18 protein-coding genes are annotated in these 17,498 nt (G+C 40.1%); 8 read left to right on the forward strand and 10 right to left on the reverse strand.

Going from position 1 to position 17,498, the window contains the following annotated elements; genetic code table 11:
* Positions 1 to 34: 34 nt before the first annotated feature.
* From ABJF57_RS09775 to ABJF57_RS09790, 4 genes are all read left to right on the forward strand, one after another.
* Complete coding sequence (locus tag ABJF57_RS09775; RefSeq protein ID WP_462234715.1) at positions 35 to 1,267, forward strand: HD domain-containing protein; 1,233 nt, start codon at positions 35 to 37, stop codon at positions 1,265 to 1,267.
* A 2-nt stretch (positions 1,268 to 1,269) separates the two neighbouring features.
* The gene (locus ABJF57_RS09780; RefSeq protein WP_462234717.1) at positions 1,270 to 1,848 is read left to right on the forward strand and encodes an ABC transporter ATP-binding protein; all 579 of its coding nucleotides are present in this window, start codon (positions 1,270 to 1,272) and stop codon (positions 1,846 to 1,848) included.
* Between the two features lie 123 nt (positions 1,849 to 1,971).
* A complete protein-coding gene (locus ABJF57_RS09785) occupies positions 1,972 to 2,466 on the forward strand; it encodes a hypothetical protein (RefSeq protein ID WP_462234718.1) in 495 nt (164 codons plus the stop codon).
* 194 nt (positions 2,467 to 2,660) lie between these two features.
* Positions 2,661 to 3,161, forward strand: coding sequence for a hypothetical protein (locus tag ABJF57_RS09790; RefSeq protein ID WP_462234720.1), 501 nt, complete (start codon positions 2,661 to 2,663; stop codon positions 3,159 to 3,161).
* A gap of 225 nt (positions 3,162 to 3,386) precedes the next feature.
* On the opposite strand, the gene ABJF57_RS09795 is transcribed toward ABJF57_RS09790, so the two are convergent.
* On the reverse strand, positions 3,387 to 3,761 hold the full coding sequence (locus ABJF57_RS09795; RefSeq protein ID WP_462234722.1) for a hypothetical protein: 375 nt from the start codon (positions 3,759 to 3,761) through the stop codon (positions 3,387 to 3,389).
* Between the two features lie 190 nt (positions 3,762 to 3,951).
* Here ABJF57_RS09795 and ABJF57_RS09800 point away from each other — a divergent pair, with 190 nt between their 5' ends.
* Complete coding sequence (locus tag ABJF57_RS09800) at positions 3,952 to 4,530, forward strand: hypothetical protein (protein ID WP_462234724.1); 579 nt, start codon at positions 3,952 to 3,954, stop codon at positions 4,528 to 4,530.
* Here the strand turns inward: ABJF57_RS09800 and nspC are convergent.
* The 6 genes from nspC to ABJF57_RS09830 form a co-directional block, all read right to left on the reverse strand.
* Complete coding sequence (gene nspC, locus ABJF57_RS09805; protein WP_462234725.1) at positions 4,527 to 5,642, reverse strand: carboxynorspermidine decarboxylase; 1,116 nt, start codon at positions 5,640 to 5,642, stop codon at positions 4,527 to 4,529. The two genes, ABJF57_RS09800 and nspC, sit on opposite strands and share 4 nt — an antisense overlap.
* Positions 5,639 to 6,145, reverse strand: a complete 507-nt coding sequence (locus tag ABJF57_RS09810; protein WP_462234727.1) for a DinB family protein — start codon at positions 6,143 to 6,145, stop codon at positions 5,639 to 5,641. Before ABJF57_RS09810 ends, nspC begins: the two co-directional genes overlap by 4 nt.
* Position 6,146: 1 nt before the next feature.
* A complete protein-coding gene (locus ABJF57_RS09815) occupies positions 6,147 to 7,352 on the reverse strand; it encodes a saccharopine dehydrogenase family protein (protein WP_462234729.1) in 1,206 nt (401 codons plus the stop codon).
* 42 nt (positions 7,353 to 7,394) lie between these two features.
* On the reverse strand, positions 7,395 to 10,019 hold the full coding sequence (locus tag ABJF57_RS09820; RefSeq protein ID WP_462234731.1) for a DUF5916 domain-containing protein: 2,625 nt from the start codon (positions 10,017 to 10,019) through the stop codon (positions 7,395 to 7,397).
* A gap of 116 nt (positions 10,020 to 10,135) precedes the next feature.
* Complete coding sequence (locus ABJF57_RS09825) at positions 10,136 to 11,410, reverse strand: porin family protein (protein ID WP_462234732.1); 1,275 nt, start codon at positions 11,408 to 11,410, stop codon at positions 10,136 to 10,138.
* Complete coding sequence (locus ABJF57_RS09830; protein WP_462234734.1) at positions 11,391 to 11,948, reverse strand: RNA polymerase sigma factor; 558 nt, start codon at positions 11,946 to 11,948, stop codon at positions 11,391 to 11,393. Before ABJF57_RS09830 ends, ABJF57_RS09825 begins: the two co-directional genes overlap by 20 nt.
* A 79-nt stretch (positions 11,949 to 12,027) precedes the next feature.
* On the opposite strand from ABJF57_RS09830, the gene ABJF57_RS09835 reads away from it, so the two are divergent.
* Entirely contained in the window at positions 12,028 to 13,320 is a 1,293-nt protein-coding gene (locus tag ABJF57_RS09835; RefSeq protein ID WP_462234736.1) for a type IX secretion system plug protein, read from the forward strand.
* Here the strand turns inward: ABJF57_RS09835 and ychF are convergent, their stop codons facing one another.
* The gene (gene ychF, locus ABJF57_RS09840; protein ID WP_462234738.1) at positions 13,321 to 14,418 is read right to left on the reverse strand and encodes a redox-regulated ATPase YchF; all 1,098 of its coding nucleotides are present in this window, start codon (positions 14,416 to 14,418) and stop codon (positions 13,321 to 13,323) included.
* A gap of 128 nt (positions 14,419 to 14,546) precedes the next feature.
* Positions 14,547 to 14,903 (reverse strand): DUF3276 family protein, encoded by a 357-nt coding sequence (locus tag ABJF57_RS09845; protein WP_462234739.1) that lies wholly within the window; start codon positions 14,901 to 14,903, stop codon positions 14,547 to 14,549.
* A gap of 112 nt (positions 14,904 to 15,015) precedes the next feature.
* Between ABJF57_RS09845 and ABJF57_RS09850 the strand changes: the two genes are divergently transcribed.
* Positions 15,016 to 15,915 (forward strand): DUF58 domain-containing protein, encoded by a 900-nt coding sequence (locus tag ABJF57_RS09850; protein WP_462234741.1) that lies wholly within the window; start codon positions 15,016 to 15,018, stop codon positions 15,913 to 15,915.
* A 41-nt stretch (positions 15,916 to 15,956) separates the two neighbouring features.
* On the opposite strand, the gene ABJF57_RS09855 is transcribed toward ABJF57_RS09850, so the two are convergent.
* Positions 15,957 to 16,301, reverse strand: coding sequence for a 4Fe-4S dicluster domain-containing protein (locus ABJF57_RS09855; protein ID WP_462234743.1), 345 nt, complete (start codon positions 16,299 to 16,301; stop codon positions 15,957 to 15,959).
* Positions 16,302 to 16,396: 95 nt separating this feature from the next.
* Between ABJF57_RS09855 and ABJF57_RS09860 the strand changes: the two genes are divergently transcribed.
* A complete protein-coding gene (locus ABJF57_RS09860) occupies positions 16,397 to 17,395 on the forward strand; it encodes an acyl-CoA reductase (RefSeq protein ID WP_462234745.1) in 999 nt (332 codons plus the stop codon).
* Positions 17,396 to 17,498: the final 103 nt, after the last annotated feature.

Below are 17,498 nucleotides of genomic sequence, written 5' to 3' on the forward strand. Positions count from 1 at the left end.
TAGCATTGGTTTGCTAAGTAAATCACAAACACTGTTGAACAAAAAGAAAATTCTAAATGATCCGGTTTACGGATTCATCAATATACCCAACGATCTCATTTTTGACATCATTGAGCATCGTTATTTTCAAAGACTGAGGCGGATAAAACAACTGGGCCTAACAGATCTGGTATATCCAGGTGCACTTCATACTCGGTTTCATCATGCACTTGGCGCGATGGATCTGATGAGAAGAGCACTCAATGCCTTGCAAGACAAGGGAATAGAAATTTCGGAGGAAGAGCGCCAGGCTAGTATGCTTGCCATTTTACTTCATGATGTGGGCCATGGTCCTTTTTCCCATACGTTGGAGTTTTCATTGTTCAAGCACGTTCATCATGAACAGGTCGGTATTTGGATGATGGAGCGCTTGAATAAAGAATTTAATGGAGCGCTTGACTTAACAATCAAAATCTTCAAAGACGAATACGACCGACCCTTCTTTCATCAGTTGGTATCCAGCCAACTGGATATTGATCGATTGGACTATCTGAAGCGAGATTCTTTTTTTACTGGCGTCTATGAAGGCTCTATCGGTTCCGAAAGGATTATAAAAATGCTTAATGTAGCAAGCGAACATCTCGTGGTTGAAGAAAAAGGCATTTATAGCATTGAAAACTTCCTGAGTGCACGTAGGTTGATGTATTGGCAAGTTTATCTACACAAAACTGCGGTAAGTGCAGAAGTCATGCTCATCGAATTGATAAAAAGAGCTAAAGAGCTAACGCAACGAGGTGAAAAAGTGATAGCAACCCCCGCGCTGAGCATCTTTCTGGAGCAAGACATTACTAAAAAAGATTTTGAAGATGATCCTGACATTCTGGAGGTCTACTCTATTTTGGATGACAATGACATATGGGGTTCCATCAAATTTTGGCGGGATCATGAAGACCCTGTACTACGATCCCTGAGTGATATGCTCCTGGATAGGCGACTGCTCGGAATATCCTTTTCAAATGATCCGATTGGTAGAATCGTTACAGACGATTTGATTCAAAAAGTGATGAAGCATTATGGTATTGATGTGCATGAAGCAGGATACTTTATGAAAACTGGTTCGGTTAGCAACTCCGCATACATTGCCTCAGGACAATCTATCAAGATTCTAAGAAAGCACGGAGATGTTGTAGATGTCGCAGAAGCCTCAGATCTCCCAAACATCAAAGCGATGAGTAAAATTGTGACAAAGCATTATTTGTGTGCACCAAAAGGCCTCTTTAAGGATTAAAAATGATCATAGCTGGAGAAGATATTGGAAAGAAGTTTGGAAAAACCTGGATATTCAGGCATCAAAATTTTGAACTCCAATCAGGTGATCCTACTGCGATAACCGGGAAAAATGGAGCAGGAAAGTCAACATTACTTCAAATTATAGCAGGGTATCTTACACCTAGTGCCGGCACCATCCTCCTTGACGGAAAAAAAGTAGATGACCAATCCCTTCAAGCTGTATTGATCGGACCTTACACCGAAGTGATTGAAGAATTTACCCTGAGCGAATTCCTGAAATTTCATCGCGAATTCAAAAAGCCACTTTGTAGCATTGAGGAGATGGCCGACTCGGCAACACTACCGCTAAACAAAATCATTGGAGAGTTTTCTACAGGAATGAAACAGCGAGTGAAACTCATCACTGCATTTTTCTTTGAAAACGACGTTATTTTGATGGATGAACCCACCTCAAATCTCGATAGTGAGGGCTTTCAATGGTGGGAAAATCAGCTCAATACAAAAACGGATCAACTGCTCATTATAGCTTCTAATGATCAGAATGAGATAAAACATTGTTCCAAACTGCTTAATCTTTAAAAAAAAGGTAGTTAACGAATAATTTCGACGGGTTTTCGCTGTTAAGTAGGTATAAAAGTTAAAAAGTTCTACTTTTGGAATGAACTTATATCTAAAATCAGACAATAATTAGATTCAAATTTTATGAAACGATTATCAAACTTACTTGCTGCCTTAGTTTTTGCTTCCTTAGTTATTTTTATGTCGTGCGGCGGTGGTGGTGATGATCCAGGACCAAGTGTTGGTGAAACCCAAGCTGGAATTTTCGAAGGTACATGGGCTGTTTCAGGCGATCCAATTTTTGGAGATGGCCCTGAAGCCGATTGGACCGGTTTTACTCTTACAATCAGTGGTGCTGCTGAAGGCGCCAACAGTGTTTGGGGTGGAAATTATAGTGCATCTGGAATTCCAACAGGTTATGGAGAAGTTTGGGGTGGAACCAGTACGGAAACTTCCGTTAGTGGTTCTTGGGCATTTCAAAGTGCTACAAATGTTTCAACTGTGATTCGTGGTGGTGACAATGTAGAAATTGTAATTACTCCTTCTACTTCAGCATTATCCATGCAGTTTACTGTAGCTAGTCCTGCTAGAACTTCTGGAATTTTTGATGAACAATGGACATTCCAGTTCACTAAGTAATTCAAAAGAATTTTAATAAAATTTAAAGGGCGACCGTAGGTTGCCTTTTTTTTGTCCTAGCTTCAACCCCAATGCCTCTGGACCACCCATACTCACATCAATGTAACATCCTCATGAAAAGGGCTTGTGCTTAAATCCAACAAACACTGTTCTTACTTACAGGGTTATATGGCACAATTCAATATCTTTGCACTGTGCTAATTGAAGAAAAATACTTCTCGCAGGATAAGAATTATCTACTAAAATCCGTTCAAGCGTTTTCGAAAGACAGCTTATTGGATCAGTGGCTTCAGCAAACCTTATCTACCTATAGCCAGCAGCATAACCCGATGGGGTTGGAAGATGACTTCATCATAGAGCTCAAAACAAAGATCAGTACAGGAAAAGCGCTACTGTTAAGCAACTACGATATTCTTGCTGCCATCTATCGTCACAATCACGCGGACAACCAACTGGAAATCATGTGGGATGGACGTTCACACATGGAGGCATATGATTCCGATTGGAAGCTGATGTTTACTCAATGGATTCAGGAATTATCCCTGATTAAGGAAATTCAGCGACCGATTATCAAGTATGCAGTTTCAGAGGGTGGTGTGAATCACACATTCTTAGCTCAATCCATTCGCCGAGCCATTCTTTCGCATTTTAATTTAAAAATGCGTTCGCAGACGATTTATAGCGTGAGTGCTTAATATAGCTGTCAAAACAACATTTTTCATTTTTTGGCTTGTCCCAAAAAACGAAACAAAAAAAGACAAGGCTGTGAATAAATATCTAAAATTCAGCTTGAATACGGAATGAAATCCAAACTCACTTCGCTCAAACAATGGATTTCACAAGCATTTCACCATTAGCTGAATTTTCTAACGACATTTTTTCAAGGCCTGGTTTAGAATAGGTGCTCGTAATGTTCAAATTTAGTGCTTCATTTTACACACTTTACAAAATTTCTGCTTGCCTACCGGTCGTTTCTTCGGTGGACGTTTATGTCCAAAGTATGATGGGTCCGAATACTCAGGCTTTTTTGCTAATTTTTCCTCCTTTGCCTTTTTCTTAGATACTGCTTTCATTTTCTTTCTAAAAGCAGTGACTTCTTCTTCTTTCGTAGAATAGAATGGATTTGGCTTTTTATCCTTCTTCTTCAAAAACGACAAAAAGCTTTTCTTCTCTTTTTTTGCCGCTTGATACTGTGGCTGAGGTGGTTTCGGTGTTTCAGTGCTCCTGGTGTTTTGACCAGTCACATCAGTAGCAAACAAACAAACAACAAAAATGATTAGATAGACCTTTTTCATAAAATTGAGTTCCTTACTCCCAAAACGTTTACAGGAAATTTTATTGCCAAAACTGTCAAAAGATTGAGGGTAATCACAAATTTGGTTAATCTTTTGCTATAAGAAGGTAGAAGACCGACAAACCATTTTAATTTTCCGGTCGTTATCAATGCTGCAATTGATAAACTTAAGCTTGATTAACTATAGAAATTTGAAAAAATTACTCTTTTTTCTCCTGTTTGTTTCCACACTTGTCTGTCATTCGCAGATTGTACGTGAATCTGAGTTGATTGGCAAAATGGAGAAAGGCGCTGAGTTGATGGCGCTAGGTAAATACGATAGTGCTCAAATTCTTTTTCAGTTCGTTTTGCAAAACATGGAAAAGCTTCCTTCTGAGATGGCTTATCTTTTTGGTAGAAATAGCTTTCATGTTAAAAAATATAAGCAAAGCATCAATTGGCTCAACAAGTATATTCAGCTTAAAGGGACGAAGGGAAAATATTATGAACCTGCGATTCAGTTTTTACAATATGCGGAAGATGAGTACCTCAAAATTCAACGCTCTCAATCTAAGCAACTAACGAAAGATCTTGAATCCGCGGAATATGATTGTGGCGGATTGGAAAAAATGCTTTGCCCAGTTTGCCATGGATCGGGTGTAGTCGTTCAAGCGGGATTATTCAATGAGGTGTATAAAACTTGCCCCTATTCATTGGGTGAGGGGTACCTTTCCTGCGAAGAGTACAATCAATTCATGAGAGGGGATCTTAAAGCAAAAATCGGGAACTAAGAAAGGCGGTCTTTGAAGTCTTCATAGCCAAACTGCCGAATCAATTCAAACTCACCGGTCTTCCTAAGTATACCAATTGAAGGGTGCTTCACTCCGTTGAAAGTGCTGGTCTTGACCATGGTATAGTGGATCATATCTTTGAAAATAAGCTGATCTCCTGATTCAAGTGGCTTTTCAAACCAGTATTCTTCTAGAAAATCTCCAGCTAAACAACTAACACCTCCCAAGCGAAAGGGATGCCACCCTGCTACATGCTCATCCGAGCCATTTTCTAATTTGGGACGATAAGGCATTTCGAGACAATCAGGCATGTGACAAGTAAATGAGCCATCAAAAATGGCAGTCTTCTTTCCTCCACGATCTACAACATCCAGCACTGTCGCATGAAGGTCTCCGGTTTGCCAGGCAAAGGCACTTCCGGGCTCGAGAATCACATGTACATCGTATTTTTTCTTAAAATTCGAAAGAATCTTGATCAAATGATTGGTGTCATACCCTTCTTTTGTCATCAGGTGGCCCCCACCCATATTCACCCACTTGACCTGCGATAAAAGATGTCCAAACTTACTTTCAAATGACATCATTACCTTTTCCAGGGCATATGAATCCGACTCACACAATACATGAAAATGTAAACCCTCTATTCCGGCGGGCAGTTCTTTTAGGCTCTCATGTGAAATCCCCAATCTAGAAACAGGACTTGATGGATTGTACAGGTCTGTTTCAACATCCGACCACTCAGGATTCACTCTCAGACCGACACTAACACCTTCAGGAACCTTATCAACAAACTGGCGGTATTGGCTCAAAGAGTTGAATGTGATGTGCGAAGATTGACTGGCGATCTCGGGAAATTCATCATTTGCATACGCTACACAGTACGTATGAGATTTGACCCCCATTTCTTCATTGCACAGTTTCACTTCATTGAGTGAACTAGCCGTTGCGCCATTTGCATATTGCTTTACCAGAGGAAAAACACTCCACATGGCAAAACCTTTGAACGCGAGTATAATTTCAACATCGGCTCTTCGCTGCACATCATTAATGAGCTGAAGGTTCCGAAGGAGCGCCTCTTCATCCAATACAAAGCAAGGAGATGGTATTTTCAACTGGTATATCGTTCTTGAATCACATTCATGTGGTGAATTAAATGCCCTGAAATTATATATCCCAGTACTTCTACACTCATTTCCACACCACTTGCCACGCCAGACCTTTGCCGTAGCTCTTCACTGAAAGACGAAAACATATCAACGGTCGCGGCTCTCACATTGGTGAATTCCGAAAGTAGATTATGAATCGTTCGCTCATCAGCCTTGCCCTCAGGAGCATAAATATTTTGATCAAAACCTGAAAGCTCCGTCTTATCATTTCTCGCAAATCGCATGGCGCGGTATGCAAACACTCTTTCTGCATCGATCAGGTGAAGGATAATGTCTTTGATACTCCACTTATCTGGTGCATACCGATAGTTTCCTTGCTGCTCAGTAAGACTTCTACAAAAAGTAATGAAGTCATCTCCTGATTTAAGCAGAAGAGGTACGAGCTCTCCGCTTCCTGCAGCTTTTACATAGCCTCTGTAAAATTCCGGTACCTTTTCTATATCTACCATATTAGTCCATTCCTAAGTCTAAATCTTCCTCTTCATGCCAAGGTAAACCCGATGTTGCCAATTTTTCCAGGAATGGGTCAGAATCAAATTCTTCAACATTGAAGACGCCCGCCCCTGTCCATTTGCCAGTGAGCATCATGTATGCTCCGGTCATTGCAGGTACGCCAGTGGTGTATGAAACACCTTGCGCTCCTGTCTCGCCGTAAGCTGACTTATGACTGCAATTATTCCAGATATAGTACGTTTTTTCTTTCCCATCTTTCACGCCTTTTATTCGACAACCGATGGAGGTTTCCCCTTCATAGTTTTCTCCTAAATCTCCTGGGTTTGGAAGTACGGCTTTTAAAAACTGAAGTGGCACAATTTCCTTTCCTTCATAATTTACAGGCTCAATGGAAGCCATACCAATGTTTTGGATTACGCGTAAATGCGTCAAATACTCATCCCCGAATGTCATCCAAAAACGAGCACGTTTTATTGATGGGTAGTTCTTGACCAGAGATTCTAACTCTTCATGATATAGCAAGTATGATGGACGCTTGCCAATGTTGGGATAGTCCAGGTCTTTCTTAAATTCGAAGGGATTGGTTTCTATCCATTCTCCATCCTGCCAATATTTTCCTTTTTGCGTGATCTCGCGAATATTGATTTCGGGATTAAAATTAGTAGCAAATGCTTTTCCATGATCTCCCGCGTTGCAGTCTACTATATCTAAATAGTGTATCTCATCAAAAAAGTGCCTTGCTGCTCTGGAAGTGAAAACGCCTGTCACACCTGGATCGAATCCGCATCCTAACACCGCTGTAAGTCCTGCTTGCTTGAAACGCTCCTGATATGCCCACTGCCATTTGTACTCAAACTTAGCCTCCTCAGGCGGTTCATAGTTTGCCGTATCAAGGTAGTTCACTCCCGCTTCGAGGCAGGCATCCATGATGGTAAGATCCTGATAGGGGAGTGCAACATTGATGACCAATTTTGGATCGTGTTTTTTAAATAAAGAAACAACTTGATCTACATGATCTGCATCAACCTGATCGGTCTTGATTGAAACTCCAAGTTGGTTCTTGATATCTTTTGCGATATCATCACATTTTGATTGTGTACGAGAGGCCAACACTATTTCAGTAAATACATCAGGGTTTTGAGCACACTTGAATGCGGTGACTCTCCCCACTCCTCCAGCTCCAATTATTACAACTTTAGGCATATTTGAATATTTGAATTTGCCCAAAGTTAGTAGGAAGAAGCCTTACAAAATAAATCGATAAGTGTATTTTACCAAGAAGGTATTGGTACCAGTGAGTCCGGTAAGTTTAGCAGACAAATCGCTAAAGTCATTTTGCCTGGAATTATCAGAATAAGAACCACTTCCAGCCCAAACTAAAAAGAGTGTAGACCCTGGAATGTACTCCCATCTCATCACGAAATTGGATCTAAACTGCACAATATTGAAGTCGGGATTACTGAAGTTATAATCTGATTCTGTAGATCCGGATTCATACACTTCATACTTTTCATCTTCCTCATTGTAATCGATTTCAGCTTCATCAAAAAGGATAAATCTTTGATTGTAATTTTCTGCATTTGGTTCGTTTACGCGCTTAAATTGACTGTATTCACCGCTTGCAATGAATGGTTGCCCCCAAAACTCAAGGGTTAGGTTCGGTGTAATGTTGTAGTTCATTCGAACAGACATGCTATACGTTTTTTGTTCGACCCTTCCCAAAACATATCTATCCTCCCCGTTAAATTCAACCTGAGAAATGTATTGAAGATCATCCCGATTCCAGTTAATGTTTGGAGAGATTGATATTTGCATCGCATCAAGAGGGCGTACATCAATCCTTAAAGAAACGCCTGAGCTCTTTCTGGAATTATTTCTACCCCAATTGAACCAATTATTGAACGTAACTCTTACCTTTTTTCTACTATTTGATCCCAGCCAATACCAGTAATTAATGTTCCCCGGATAGGTAATGGAAGGACCACCACGAAGGTCCGCATTAGACACTCTCTTTCCACCAATCCACAAGCCCTGATTAAACCCCCAGTAATTGATAAACTCCCAGTTCATGTTCATGTTCATTCCCTTGCCCGTGGTAACACCTCCAAAATCCATGTTTTGTTCCATATACATGTTGTACTGCTGAGATCTGAACAGATTCGTTACCTTATTGACCCGATAGGAACTCCAGAGCCAATTGTTGATATTATCAGTGACACGCAAGAACCCAATGTCGTTGAGTGCAAGTTTAGGAGAGCGATAATTTGATCCAAAGGTCCACCTCCAATTTCCACTTCTTTTACCAAAGGATAAGCTAGCAGCAGAGCCCACAAGTTCAGTTCTGGAAGAATCTACCTCCTGATAATTATTGTCGGGTCTTTGAAAGAAACGTACCGAAGAGGTCTGCGTCCGATACAGAGCACCTTGAGATCCTTCTACTCTACTCGTAGCGAATCGAGCTTCCATCCCATACTTTCTATCTTTAAAATTATGATTAATGTCCACACCTGCACTTTGCGCGTTGTTGTGAGTTAATTCAAGGTTGTAGCCTTCATTGTCTATTCGATTCATATTGGTGACCATCGCACCAATTACCGTCTTGCCTCCATTAAAATCCTGCTGCACTCTTCCTACCAAATAATTGGTGTAAGGTTCGACTTGCTCTCTTCTTCTTACACCTAATGTATCTACTACATCAATCACTTCTTTATTGGTAAACGATTCCAGCAGACCCCAAGAAAAGCCTTTTGCATTTTTACCTGTAAGCTTTGCGGCACCTAAGATCTGCGTTTGATTGGGGAAATCTGAATACGAAACATCGCCCGGCAGCCGGCCAATTGGTCTACCTCCTATTCTTCTGGAATAAAAAAGATTATTAGGCCCTCCGCTGGTGCCAAAAGTTAGTAAGCTGCTCCCTTCAAGGAAAAAGGGTCTTCGCTCTCGAAAAAACAGCTGAAAAGCAGAAAGATTAACTCTGGAAGGGTCTGCATCTACCTGTCCAAAATCAGGATTTACCGTAAGATCTAATGTGATATCTGAAGTCAATCCTATCTTGGCATCCAAACCCAGGTTACCCTTCATTTCTTCACCTGTATCTCTGAAAGGATTCTCTGGTTCTCTTGGGTACTTTTCAACTGAGGCTAACACATATGGTTGAATTTCCAACTGTTTTTGAGGTTTTATGCCTTTTAGTCCGTTCAGTTCACCAAATAGATGTACCCAGCCAGGAGCATTGGGATCCACTGGTTGCCAGGTTGATCGCTCCTCCGTTCTGAAAATTCTTCGTGTAAATTGAATCCCCCAAGTGTGATTCTCTTTATTCGCAAATCTTAGCTGTGAAAGTGGAATTTTAAATTCCGCAATCCAACCTTGGTCGTCAATACTGGTTTTAAGGTACCAGATAGGATCCCACGTACTATCCCAGTTGTCTCCATTATTCGAAACATATTCATCGCCTTTAACTCCTGACACGGAGGCTGAAAAGGAAAAAGCGGTTCGTTTATCACCGTAACTGTCGATATTAATTTCAACGAAATCTCCATCAAATCCATCACGCCTTGACATTCGTTTCACAATTTTCTCAGGCTCCTTGTCAAATGCACGAATTCCAACATACAGGTATTTTGCATCATACAGTATCTTGAATTGGGTTTCCTGGAAAGGCGCCACATTGAAATCGGGTCGGTGGCCTACAAAGTCGCCACCCCATTCTACTTGATTCCATGCTTCATCATCTAATTTGCCGTCTATTTGAATTTCTGACTCAATCCGATTTGTCGTGTATGATTTGACTGCTAAAGAGGTTTCTTGTGTAAAGCCGCTATAAATAACACATAAAAAGAAAGCACAAAGTAGCTCTTTGAGTTGCATGAAGTAGAGTTAGTTGACAAGCGCGCAAAAATTGCAAAAGCTTATAACAGCAATACTCTCTTTATGATGTATGGTTGCATCTTTTATGCGAAACAGCCCTTTTATTGGATAGATGGCTACTTAAGTGTATACCTAAAGCCTGTCTGGATGACAAATCGTGAAGGCGAGTTTACCACATCACTTATTGGTGTAATGGAATGCCTGTAGTTTGGTTCAAGAGTAAAATCAAATTTGTTAAAAATAGAATATCCCAATTCCAGTCCCCCTACTCCATCAAATGACCAATCATTGTAGAAATTTAGATTCTCGCTATTCAAAATTTGTTTAGAGGGGTCTGAAATATTCCCGGCAACAAGGTAATTGGCTGAAAATCCTGCATTTAGACGGAGGCTGAATTTTCTATTGACAACAAAATACCCTGCTTTTAAGGGTATGGAAGCTATTTGAACGTTGTTATTGAGCTCAACTTCGTGATCGAAATTCTCTCTTACTTCAATGGGCGCTTCTCGTGAAGCCAGACCAAAACTGGTTCCTCCATCAATACCACCTCCATTGGTAATGAAATCATTGTTTTGTATGGTATAAACATCAAGTACACTTATTGATGCGGTACCTTGATTGTCCATATTCGTATAGGCCAAGCCACTTTCCAGCGTCCATTTTTTGGTCAACTGTACTCCAAAGTCAACACCAATAGTTGTGGTGACCCCTTGATCCATCTCCTCCGAAATATTGGTTGTTGGATTGACAAAATTGGAGGAACCAATCGCAGAAGCCAGCGCTCCGGGATTTAATGAATTTGCAACGGTTCCTGATCCTTCGAAGCTTGAATTAAAAGTACCTGCTCCTGCCTCTAATCCTGCCCACATTTTAGTTTCAGAGTCAATGTTTCCTTTGTGCTGGACTATGCCTGCACCTACTTGGTAATAGCGATGGATGTCTTTTGAAGACACAGCCGCATAAAGAACAGGTCTGCGTCTATTCACTCCTTTAATCTCAAATACAGGACGTTCTTCAGGAATTAAAACTTCTTCATTTTTCGCGTTGGGAATTATTTTATCAAAAGTCAAATCCATGGACTTTACACCAGTTAGTTTAGGTGTGAGGTAACTATCGAAATCAATATCCTCTGCGAGGAAAGCATTGTAGGATGCAATTTCTTCAGAAGTCTGCTTCGTGAAGGAGGGCGAATAGATTATGCCTAAGAGAAGCACCACTATTGCCATTGCTGCAACTGAAACCCACTTATATACCACATGCCGTGATGCATAAACAGATACAAGCTCAGCATTCAATTCACTATCAATGTGACTCCAAATACCATTTGGAGTATGCTTCGTTTGTCCTTCAAACTTTTTCCGGATGTTATCTTCAAACTTCTCCGGACCCATACTTTATCTTTTCTCTCTGCATGACCTTTTCTGCCAAAAGCGATTTAGCTCTCGAATATTGAGATTTTGAGGTTCCTTCACTTATTTGCAATTTTTCTGCAATTTCATGATGCTTATAACCTTCAATGGCAAATAGGTTGAATATGACTTGACATCCTGTCGGGAGCTCTTGTATCAGTCCCAGTAGCTCTTCATAGCCAAGTGCGGAAATCACCGACTCTTTTTCTGACCAATCTTCCAGATCACTCACATCTACCATAGGGTATAAGTAGAGTTTGCTTCTTTGGTGGTTCAAGGCAGTATTCACAACTATTCGTTTTATCCAATATGCCAGTGATGAGTCTTTTCTGAATTTTTTGATATTCTTAAAAACCTTAATGAAGGCTTCTTGAATGATATCTTCAGCTTCTTGCTGCATTTTAGAATACCTAAGCGCCACCAAATACATACCATCACAGTATTTGTCGTAGAGTGCCTGCTGGTACTCTTTTTTGCCTTTCTGGCAGCCCTTAATCAATTTCTCTTCAGTTACCGACATTACGCTGGTATTTAATTAGACCCAAAGCTGAATATTATAGTTGTAATATCTAATTTGGGCTTTTGTACTCCATAAAGTTATGAAGAACCTAGTCATAATAACAATTGCCCTATTGTTAGTCAACTGCGAACCGATTGTCCCCCAACAATCGACCTCCAGCAAACAAATCATTTATGACAATTACGACTATGAAGACATTGTTGGAACAACCAAAATCACACCTTTCGAGAATGGACAGGAAAAAGAACTGGAGCATCCAATAATTGGATTGAATTCTTCCAATCAACTTGTACTTTCTTTTGATCTGTTGACTGATCAATTCGAAAACTTAAGTGCTAGAATCATCCATTGCAATAAAGACTGGAATAAGTCGCTTTTGAGAGATATGGAGTTTTTAAGTCAAATAAATAATTATCGGATTTCTGAATTTGACTACAGTGTCAATACTGTTCAACCATACATCAACTATCGACTACCCATCGCTAAGCCTACTTTATCAGGTAATTATGTAATAGCCATTTTCAGAAGGGCTAATCCTGATGATGTACTCCTAACCAGAAGGTTCCTGGTGACGGATAGCAAGGTGTCAATTGATCAAATTGTAAGGGTAAGCAATACCATCAGTAAAAGAGACAATAATCATCAAATTGAGTTTAGTCTCAATTATGGAAATGTTTTAGTCAACTCACCTTCAAGGGATATCAGTCCAATATTGCTCCAGAATCACAATTGGAATACAGCCATCGATGATATTTCTCCTACGCTAATAAAGACCAATGAGGGTTTTGTAGAATATCGTCACGTTGATTTGAAAACCAATTTTCCCGGTTGGAATGATTTTAGATTTGCAGACTTAAGAACTTTTAGTGTGTCAGGTAGGAATGTTAGGAAAATCATAAATACCGGAAAGCAAATAATAGCTCCACTCCAATTGGGAGGATCCAGAGGCGACTTAACCTATTCCCAAAACTTCCAGGACATCAACGGAAACTTCATCATACAAACCACGGATCTTGGGGAAGGTTTTCTAAACGCAGATTATGCCAATGTGCAATTCAATCTCAAAGCAGATGAAATTCCTGGTGAGGTTTATGTCTGGGGACAGTTTAACAATTGGCAGCTAAATGACATGAATCGCATGCGATTCACGAATGAAAATGGCATTAACAGATACACTGCTTCCATCCCTCTCAAACAAGGCTACTACGAATATCTTTACTATGTAAAAAGTGATGAATTACCTGCGACCTATTTTGAAGGAAGTCATTTCCAATCCGAAAATCAGTACGAAATTTTGATCTACTATCGAAGACCTGGTAATGTCAATGATGAATTGATTGGCTATAAAAGATTTCGATCCATTGAGCCTTAATCAGACATTGAACCTGAAGTGCATTACATCTCCGTCTTTTACGATATATTCCTTCCCCTCAATGGATAGCTTGCCCGCTTCCCGACATCCGGCCTCCGTTTTGTATTCCTGATAATCTGGTATTTTGATAACCTCTGCTTTGATAAATCCTTTTTCGAAATCCGTATGTATCACTCCTGCTGCTTGTGGTGCCTTCCACCCCTTTTTAATCGTCCAAGCTCTTACTTCTGTTTCGCCAGCAGTGAAATAGGTAATCAAGTCTAATAGTGAATATGAAGCTTTAATCAATCGATTTAATCCGGATTCTGTCAACTCATATTCATCCAAAAACATTTGCTTCTCTTCCGGATCTTCAAACTCTGCTATCTGCTCTTCGAGTCCTGCGGAAACAAGAATGAGCTGTGCTTCTTCATTTTTAATGTTCTCTTCGAGTTTCTTACTCCATTCATTTCCTGTATTCACCGATTCTTCATCAACATTAGCAACATAAATGATTGGTTTGTCGGTGAGCAGTTGGAGGACTTTAACCCAAGATCGATGTTCCTTATCCATCTCTAGGGAGCGTGCATTCTGTCCACTTTCCAAATGAGTTTTGAACTTCAAAAGAACTTCATACTCTGCCTTGGCTTCTTTATCTCCTGACTTAGCGATCTTTTCCACACGCTGGATTCGCTTATCGACAGATTCCAAATCTTTTAGCTGCAGCTCTGTATCTATGACTTCTTTATCTTCAATGGGGTCTACCTTACCGGAAACGTGGACGATATTATCATCGTCAAAACACCTGATTACATGGATAATTGCGTCAACTTCCCGAATGTTGGCTAAAAATTGATTTCCAAGCCCTTCCCCTTTACTCGCTCCTTTTACTAACCCCGCTATATCAACAAACTCCATTACGGTTGGCAACACTTTCTTGGGGTTGACCAAATCAGAAAGAATCTGAAGACGTTCATCCGGCACCGTGATTACGCCTACGTTTGGCTCGATCGTGCAAAAAGGAAAGTTTGCTGCCTCAGCTTTCGCGTTTGACAGTGCATTAAAAAGTGTGGATTTACCTACATTCGGTAACCCTACAATTCCACATTGTAATCCCATAGGAGATAATAATTTTGAGGTTCTGAAAGCTCGAAAGTCTTTCGCCAGGCAAAGCTAGTTGATAAAATAAAAAAGCCCTCAGAAAATTTCCTGAGAGCCTCTCTCTTCATACATACTAAAAAGTATTTTTAATCCCATTTAAGATCAGAGTCCGAATCTGAAACGTCCGCATTCGCTACCGTGTGCGTTTCTTCGTTATCTCTGTCAAATTGGGTGAAATCCACTTCAGGCATTAACTCGTCCTTCACATGGTTCACAGTGGAATTTAGCGCATCTACAAATTTATTGAAATCTTCTTTGTACAAGAAAATTTTATGTTTTTCATAGAAAAAACCATCGTCTTTAGGTTTTCGTTTACTCTCTGTAATTGTCAGGTAATAATCATTCGACCGTGTCGCTTTCACATCAAAAAAGTACGTACGCTTTCCCGCCTTTACTCTCTCAGAATAGATCTCGTCTCTTCCTTTTTCGTTATTATCTTCCACTTGCTTAAATATTAGTGTTAGGTGTTAGTTTTTTACTAAAATCGGGCTAAATATACGGCATTATCTTTTTTATCTGCAAAATCAGCTTATGATTAGCACTCGAAACATGCATATGAAGACAAACATTTCAGAAATAAACCAATTTGATAACCTCGGATTAATCGCCAAGCAACTGGTGGATGGCTTCATAACGGGGCTACATAAGTCACCATATCATGGCTTTTCAGTTGAATTTGCAGAACATAAGCTTTACAATTTCGGAGAAAGCACGCGTCACATGGACTGGAAAATCTTTTCGCGCACAGATCGGCTATATACCAAGCAATACGAAGAGGAAACAAACTTGAGATGTCGCATATTGGTAGACAATTCTACATCCATGCACTACCCCGCTCCTGGAAAAGACAAGTTAAAATTTGCGGTATTCGCTGCTTCTGCCCTTTCTTATCTACTCATGAAACAAAGGGATGTAGTTGGTCTTTCTGTTTTCTCAGACAAAATTGAAGAGGAGACAGACTTGAGAAGTACAAAAGCACATTTAAGCACCATTCTATCGAAGCTATCTGTCTTGGATCAGCGCAATCCAGAGTCCCAGACGGATATTAGCTCTGTGCTTCATGAAATGGCTGAGAAAATGCATAAAAGATCACTTGTAGTCATATTCTCAGATATGTTTCAAAATCACAATGAAGAGGATTTACTAAATGCGCTACAACATTTAAAGCATAAAAAACATGAGGTTATTCTCTTTCACGTTTCTGACTATTCCAGCGAATTAAATTTTGACTTTGAAGACAGGCCTCACAAATTCATTGATTTAGAAACAAAAGAATCAGTGAAAGTAAATCCCCACGAAGTAAAGGATCTCTACAGGGATGAAATGTCAAAGTTTTATCAAGACCTAAAAATTAAGTGCGGAATGATGAAAGTTGACTTTGTACCAGTTAACACCAACGATTCATATGACAAGGTTCTTGGAGCTTACCTTATCAAGCGAAAGAAAATGAGATGACCTGCGAATTCACAAGGCCACCAAAGCGCAGTTTCTTCAAATCAGAGATGTAGCCACTCCTTCTTTGCTGCAAGTTCCTCTTCCGTCTCGACATAGTCAGGATCAGGTACGCAGCAATCCACAGGGCAAACCGCGGCGCATTGAGGTTCTTCATGAAATCCGGTACACTCAGTACACTTACCTGGAACGATATAGTAGAATTCATCCGAAACCGGTTCTTGAATTTCTTTTGCATCTACCTTAGATCCATCCTCCATTTCAATATCCTTCAGATCTGTACCATCTGCCCACTTCCACTCTACTCCACCTTCATAGATTGCGGTATTTGGGCATTCGGGTTCGCATGCTCCACAGTTGATACATTCGTCCGTAATAATAATTGCCATAGAAAAAACGCTTTTTTCGTGTTACAAATGAGTGAACAAAATTAATCGCAATATGTTTGTAGCCAACCAGCAGAGACTAACAATTTCACTTTTTCATGAACATTCAAGACAAAATCAACGCTTTTGCCAAACTAGGAGAAAAAATAGCTCAACTTTCAAGCGAAGAAGTTGAACAATTGGCAACTTCAGCGAAGGCTGCCAATGGTTGGTTTTCTACAGAAAGTGTACAAAATGCGCTCGAAGGTATCAGCTTCATGTTGAAAGAAGATAAACTAAATGAGTGGGTCAATCACTACGCTGTTGAGATTGAAACGCCCAAAGTAGTTGGCATTGTCATGGCAGGAAACCTTCCGCTTGTCGGATTTCATGACCTGCTTTCTGTCTTAATTTCTGGTCATTTTGCTGCCGTGAAACCAAGCAGCGATGATCAATTCTTGACTAACACCTTAATCGACTGGATCATCGATATAGAACCTCGCCTCAAAAAGAACATTGAAGTACGCGAAAAGCTCACCAATATTGATGCGGTAATCGCCACAGGAAGTGACAATACCGCTAGGTATTTTGAGTATTATTTCAAAGAGGTACCCAACATCATTCGCAAAAACAGAACCTCAGTTGCCATTCTCACAGGCAAAGAAACTTCCGATGAACTGAGCGCATTAGGAGAAGATATTTTCTCTTATTTTGGCTTAGGTTGTAGAAATGTATCGAAGGTATTTACGTCAAAAGGATATGATTTCAGAGAAGCATTTCCACATTTTGAAAGGTTTCAGGAAGTGGCCAACCACAACAAGTATCGAAACAATTATGACTACTACAAGTCAATATATCTAGTCAACAAAACACCTCATCTAGATACCGGGTTTCTTTTAATCAATTCGACAGATGAGTTGGTATCGCCAATAGGTGTCCTTTTTCATCAGGAGTATGACTCGCTGGAGAACCTTGAGTCCATTCTGGATACTAAAAAGGAGAAAATTCAATGCATTGTCGGTAAGGACTACATCCCATTTGGAAAGGCGCAAAGACCCGAGTTATGGGATTATGCCGATGATGTCGATACATTGAAATTTTTGACAAGTTTAGCCTGATTTCTTTGAGCAAATTTTTGTTAACAAATCAGTCAAAGAATCAATTATCTTTGTCGACCCTTAAAAAAAGAGGAGACCGAATACCTTTTTTAAGGCAGCTAAA

Origin of the sequence: Ekhidna sp. (assembly GCF_039940915.1) — a bacterium.
Lineage (GTDB): Bacteria > Bacteroidota > Bacteroidia > Cytophagales > Cyclobacteriaceae > Ekhidna.

Bases quoted from the DNA above. Each gene is read 5' to 3' on its own strand.
- ABJF57_RS09825 (WP_462234732.1), bottom strand. From the start codon at position 11,410: ATGGGTCCGGAGAAGTTTGAAGATAACATCCGGAAAAAGTTTGAAGGA.
- ABJF57_RS09785 (WP_462234718.1), top strand. From the start codon at position 1,972: ATGAAACGATTATCAAACTTACTTGCTGCCTTAGTTTTTGCTTCCTTA.
- ABJF57_RS09850 (WP_462234741.1), top strand. From the start codon at position 15,016: ATGAAGACAAACATTTCAGAAATAAACCAATTTGATAACCTCGGATTA.
- ABJF57_RS09815 (WP_462234729.1), bottom strand. From the start codon at position 7,352: ATGCCTAAAGTTGTAATAATTGGAGCTGGAGGAGTGGGGAGAGTCACC.
- ABJF57_RS09820 (WP_462234731.1), bottom strand. From the start codon at position 10,019: ATGCAACTCAAAGAGCTACTTTGTGCTTTCTTTTTATGTGTTATTTAT.
- ABJF57_RS09810 (WP_462234727.1), bottom strand. From the start codon at position 6,145: ATGGTAGATATAGAAAAGGTACCGGAATTTTACAGAGGCTATGTAAAA.
- ABJF57_RS09830 (WP_462234734.1), bottom strand. From the start codon at position 11,948: ATGTCGGTAACTGAAGAGAAATTGATTAAGGGCTGCCAGAAAGGCAAA.
- ABJF57_RS09780 (WP_462234717.1), top strand. From the start codon at position 1,270: ATGATCATAGCTGGAGAAGATATTGGAAAGAAGTTTGGAAAAACCTGG.
- ychF (WP_462234738.1), bottom strand. From the start codon at position 14,418: ATGGGATTACAATGTGGAATTGTAGGGTTACCGAATGTAGGTAAATCC.
- ABJF57_RS09860 (WP_462234745.1), top strand. From the start codon at position 16,397: ATGAACATTCAAGACAAAATCAACGCTTTTGCCAAACTAGGAGAAAAA.
- ABJF57_RS09795 (WP_462234722.1), bottom strand. From the start codon at position 3,761: ATGAAAAAGGTCTATCTAATCATTTTTGTTGTTTGTTTGTTTGCTACT.
- ABJF57_RS09835 (WP_462234736.1), top strand. From the start codon at position 12,028: ATGAAGAACCTAGTCATAATAACAATTGCCCTATTGTTAGTCAACTGC.
- ABJF57_RS09855 (WP_462234743.1), bottom strand. From the start codon at position 16,301: ATGGCAATTATTATTACGGACGAATGTATCAACTGTGGAGCATGCGAA.